Genomic DNA, 4,029 nt, shown 5'->3' on the forward strand with positions numbered 1-4,029 from the left:
ACGTAGTAGGTGGTAGCCATTAATTCCAGTTCCTTCACCCCTTTCTTACCGAATAACTCGGCCACGCGGTCAATGGAGGGCGATACCGCTTCGATCATCTCGTCTGTCGGTTGCGGTGCCTTGGGCCCCGGGCGATAGTGCACGCCGTATCCGGGCTCACGATCAACGGTCAGCCACCCGCGGAAGCGCAACAGCACCAGGTCTTTGTCGAGATCGAAACTAAACGGGCCGTAGTAGTAAATGACAAAGTCATAACCGACGTCCACGTCGAACATATGCCTGAGGAAAAACACGCACTTCTGTATGTGAGTGGCACCGCTCCAGCTACCGGTTGCGTTGAGCCTGCGCACGAGTTCCACGATCAGTTGCCTGCGAACGGAAACAGGCGCAATGACCTCCATTGCTCAGTCCCCCTTCCTAATCGGCGAAAAAGTCGCGGCAAAACTTACTGACCCTTTCCTTTAGCCCGGGTTCGTCTACCGCATACACCCTCAGAAAGCCCAGTGGAGGTAAAGAGGCAAAGAGCTTGGACTCTTTCTCACACGAGGAATGAGAACCGTCCGGCCCGAGGACAAGCAGGGCAAGCTCGCTATCACTAGCCAGCGGCTGATACTCGCTGTCACAATACACTTTGTCTCCGAACTTGTCCAGGAGAGCCGTTCTCAGTTCCTCCGCGCGATCACAATAGGCCTCAACTCGGCCCTCTGGAGCCTCGAATGCCATCCTAAGGTGGCCACGACCGGTGAAGAAGCGGCCGCTCGCGGCAGAGCGCGAGCGCGGACATCGGTACAGGCAGTACTCAACCCTCGCATCGTCCCATCGGAGGTATTCAGCGAGGTCGTCAACCGGGAACGGTTTATGACCAAGTAGGTCAAGCACGAACTGTTTGAGATGCCAGTCATAGATGCGACGCACGGGGTGGTAGTAAACCTGCTGGAACATAAAATACCTGGCCAGGAGAAGTCCCTCAGCGGCGTGTACGCCGCCTCGTTCGAGCGCGATCACCGGGTTACCGGTTTCGGGGTGGATGGTCAGGGTTAGCGTATTGACAAGGCGGTGTACGTCGAACTGGCCGTACTTGACGCCCGTATGGAGAGAATCTCTTAGCAGGTAGTCCATCCTGTCCACGCCGAAAGGACCGGTGAGAATCTCGGAAAGGAATTGCCCAATTGCGCTGGGAAGCTGCGTCACCTTTTTCGCCCCAACCGCAACCGGTATCACATCGGTCACTCTGATCCCCTTCGTGTAGTACCGCTCGTCGATGATGTCGCGGATCTCCGTTTTCTCGATCACGCCGACCGTCACCGCCTCATGACCATCCGGCAACAGTTCTTCGGGACCGTGGGAAAAGGGAGCGTGGCCTATATCGTGCAGCAACGCCGCCAGCCGAAGCACCCGGCGAAGCCGGCCTAGTTCGTCCCTATCGGTCAGCCCCAAGACCCTTTCAACACTATCCCAATGTTTGTGCACCAACTCGTCGAAGACTTCGGTGGCCAGATGCATAACACCCAGGGAGTGTTCGAACCGGGTATGCACCGCACCGGGATACACAAGGTGCGTCGTGGCCAGTTGTTTGATTCGCCGCAGCCGCTGAAACGGATGGGAGTCTATAAGCTCCCTTTCGAAGTCGTCGTAGACGACAAAGCCGTGGACCGGGTCACGGATCTCGTGCGTATGATCACCCCCCGGCTTCACCACCCGGACAAACGAAACCGGCCTTTCGTTTCCTCAGTACCAGGATATCGTCTGTGCACCGTCATCAGGTGACGGCGTCACCCTTCACGTAGCATTTGACGAGAGGCGAGGCGCCATCGGGGTGCAGGGACCGCGATGCGAGGGGCAATCGGGGTGTAGGGACCGCGGTTAGGGCGGGGATCGGGGTGTAGGCACCGCGGTCGGAGCAACCATCGGGATGCAGCAATCGCCACGGCAACGTGCCACCACGACCCAACTGGTAAGCTGCGCCAGATCGCCACGCCACACCCCCGCCTGCCCCAACCCGGGGCCCGACACGCTGATCGCGCCCGTTCCGGGTCGCCGTGCCCCGACTCTTCCCCTCACCGGGGCGACCTGCGCCCCATCTAACACCGGCTGGAGGATCGCATCAGGTCTCACGCTCTCTTGTCTTGCTTGCCCTGCTCCTGTGTGAGGACCCCGCTACCGGAACCGGCTGGCAAACTTGTCATCGCCCGTACGTCACCACTCCTGCCACGGGGCACTGCACCACGCCACGACCGTTGGAGTTGGTCGGCACCGACCAAGCCGTCAAAGGAAGACCCCTTTGCCGAATTACCCTACTGCTGGTCTCACGACCAAGGTTTGGTCAACCTTGGCGAGTTGATTCCTCGTACCTCCCACTATCCCAGCCACTTTCTAAGCGACGTCGCAGTATATCCCACAAACCGGTTTTCCGCTTCGTAGTCGAACGGAGTTAGCTGATCGGCAAAGCACGGACGGCTTCGCTTTGCTGAACAGAACCTGGCAATTGTCTGCGAGGCTTGGTTGCTCGCAAATACCGCGACGATAAGCTCACCCATGTCGTCCAAGAGCCCGGTAAAGGTGCGGATTAGATGAGTCCCAAGCGTGCCGCCGTACAGTTTACACTCGAAGGCACACCGAGTGTACCGTGAGGCAGGGTCCTGCCTATCTCTTCGGGATCTCTGAGCCTCGTCACTATCCACAACTGCTACGTCGATCTCGTGGAGCACACGCGACGTTCCTAGGAATTGCACGTCGACATGCACCTCGAGTTCACGCCCTCTATACGAGCACGATGCATAGCCGTAATTGTGCAGAGAGGAGTGAAGGCGCCCCGGGCTCCCTCGAAAAACGAAGGGACCTGAGGCTCCTCTCATACCTTGCAGAAGCACCCGCGCGCCCAAACTTTGAAACGCTCTCAAGACCAGACTGAATACGTACGCCTCATACAGGGCATCGGGGAGTCCTCGCCTAAGAATGAGTTGAATGCTGGGGCTCACGGCTCGTAGTGCTTGTTGGATTGCCTGCTCCAGGCTCCGTTCGAGATCCAATCCGCAACCCCTCTCTCGCCAGCCTTGTCTAGCGCAAGCAGGAGGCCACTAAACGCTATGTAATTCGTATGTGCATGGGCTGCGATTTCCCTCATGTCCGCGTACAGCGGAGACTCCGGCACACCTCCCGATAGGTCCACCTTGAACTCTAGTTTTTGCCCACGTGCGATGCCACTTTGCTCTGCAACTTCATCCAGCCGTGACACAGCTGACTTGACGCACGCAGGTAGTTCAACCAAATACGCGTATAACACACGCAAATACACACGTAGCTTTTCCTCGGGCGTCTCAACGGGTCGTACGGTGATACTCTCCTCGCGGATTCCCTCACCCGTGAGTACAACTTGCTCAAGGCCGTGGGCAACGGCTTCTTCACACAGCGCCAAGAGCCACTCGCCTGGCCAGCCTTGCTGCTTGAGAAACTCCTGCACCTTCCCTACCAGTCTCCCAGCGATCTCTCCTTCCATGAAAAGCCTCCCCCCACTTCGACCGCCCGGACGCCCGAGCCCACCGTCATCTGTCCGACGCCAGCACCACAGGCCCGTCTCCATTCTTGCCAAGAAGTTCTGCATCCACCAATAAAATCCTCCTTTTCGACACAACGAAGCGCTTGCGTCCAAACCGGGTGACTCGCCGTAGGAGGTGCCCTCGACGCGGGCAAGCACAGCGAAAGGGAAGGAGGGCGGAGAGCAGGCGGCGCGCCAAATCGAAGAGGCGGTGGCTGGATGGCACGTCTGATGCCGTGGCGGCTGGTGAGGTCGATGAGGAAGGCAAGGGTGTGATCGTGCGCGCTGGCGCCGGTGGCCGATCGGGGTGCAAGGACCCTGGTGCAGGCAGGGATCAGGGTACGGGGACCCCGGTAAGGACGGGCACCGGGGTGTAGGGACCCTGGTGCGCGAAGGGATCGGGGTGCGGGCACCCTGATGCAGGCGGAGATCGGGGTGTACAGACCCTGCCGCGGGGAGGAATCGGGGCGCACGCACCCCGGTGGAGGCGGAGA

The 4,029-nt window shown here is 59.2% G+C and carries 3 protein-coding genes; all 3 read right to left on the reverse strand.

Annotated elements, in window-relative coordinates; all coding sequences use genetic code 11:
- A partial coding sequence (locus AB1609_17210; protein ID MEW6048187.1) for a hypothetical protein occupies positions 1-401 on the reverse strand: 401 nt, incomplete at its 3' end.
- Between the two features lie 16 nt (positions 402-417).
- Complete coding sequence (locus AB1609_17215; protein ID MEW6048188.1) at positions 418-1,698, reverse strand: HD domain-containing protein; 1,281 nt, start codon at positions 1,696-1,698, stop codon at positions 418-420.
- A gap of 1,276 nt (positions 1,699-2,974) precedes the next feature.
- Positions 2,975-3,496, reverse strand: coding sequence for a hypothetical protein (locus AB1609_17220; GenBank protein MEW6048189.1), 522 nt, complete (start codon positions 3,494-3,496; stop codon positions 2,975-2,977).
- Positions 3,497-4,029 lie beyond the last annotated feature (533 nt).

The sequence above is a fragment of the Bacillota bacterium genome, from assembly GCA_040754675.1.
GTDB lineage: Bacteria > Bacillota > Limnochordia > Limnochordales > Geochordaceae > Geochorda.

Coding starts and splice junctions, on each gene's coding strand:
- AB1609_17220 (MEW6048189.1), bottom strand. CDS start 3,496: ATGGAAGGAGAGATCGCTGGGAGACTGGTAGGGAAGGTGCAGGAGTTT.